General features: G+C 47.4%; 2 protein-coding genes. Both read right to left on the bottom strand.

Features of this window, described 5'->3' with window-relative positions; genetic code table 11:
* The coding region (locus KDK16_RS13265; RefSeq protein WP_257276493.1) for a hypothetical protein at positions 1-908 on the bottom strand (908 nt) is incomplete at its 3' end.
* 66 nt (positions 909-974) lie between these two features.
* A partial coding sequence (locus tag KDK16_RS13260) for a hypothetical protein (RefSeq protein WP_257276492.1) occupies positions 975-1,187 on the bottom strand: 213 nt, incomplete at its 5' end.

The following is a 1,187-nucleotide window of genomic DNA, read 5'->3' as shown; positions in this document are numbered from 1 at the left end:
AGATTGAGTAACCCTTTGACTATTAACCAGTCGTCAGCCGTGAAAGGCACATTCCCTTGCTTTGTTACATTATCCTTGAGTAGCTCGGTAGGACCATTTGTAAAGACTGCTTCTGCACTCATTGAGAGTGTAGGATTGCTTGCCGAACTTTCTGCTGAATTCAGCAGCCATTCAGTGGGCCCTCTGTTATCGGATAAGGGTCGGAAGGCACAAATGCCACGACAGGGAAGGACGAAACAATGTAAACCCAGACTATGCAGAGGTTGTTGAGGGCCTCTTTTACCGTCGCCAGTGCCAGCACACTGGTGGAGGCTAGTGAAAGAGCCTGAAGGTTGGGAGGTGGTTTTCGGGGTTTGCTGCCACGATGATTCTGATGACTGGTACGATGGTTGGTTATTTGTGGGGCCAGGTACTACGGTGATGGAGGCAAATGGGTGATCCTGACTCACTTCCTGTTGTTCGATCGCGTTAAACGACGCTGAATAGGGGGGGCAATAGTTTTTTAAAAGCCAACCGATTATGATAACCATTTCTACAGGTAGCCATGAATAAGGGGTAGAGCTCAGAGCGGCGTCTTTGGAAGTCGGGGTCAGTTCGTAGCCCACGTACAATTGTTTGGCGTAAAGCAAACACCATGAAATTGACTCAATGATGGTTGTTTTTGCTCGGTAATCAGGTTCTTTATCAGGCGGTGAAGCCAGTCTTGCATAGCCGTATGTGTCTGCGATGCCTGATGGGTTGACTGGCAATCTATGCTGGTCACGCCTTATAAAAAAGCTCTGATTTGGAAACACTGTCTTCTGTTCAAGCTCAACAATAAAACGTTCTCTCTGCGGTTCGCCCTGACAAACGACAGCCAGCAATAATATCGGAAAAATCCGCGCCACAATGAGTGAGTGTTTAATCATTCTATCCATGTAATCTAATTTATAGGGAGGAAGGATAGATCAGCTCATTAAAAGGCGGGTTTCAGATCAGCGACTGAGGTCAACTTTTTGATCCTCATCAACAGGCTTGCGTTTTCGATGACGCCTTTTGTGAGTTAACAGGGCTCTTGCATGCTTGCAAACCGCTCCGCACGCACGCTGCTGACCATCCTTCCCCAGTACGGACATATCACAGGTTTTTTGCCCGCTGTGGTATTTGCTTTTGTGAGACGAGAAGGATTCAGCATTCTTGCAGACCTT

This window comes from Endozoicomonas sp. SESOKO4 (assembly GCF_024606275.1).
Note: the sequence above shows the minus strand (reverse complement) of the source record. Positions and strands in the feature narration are given on the sequence as shown.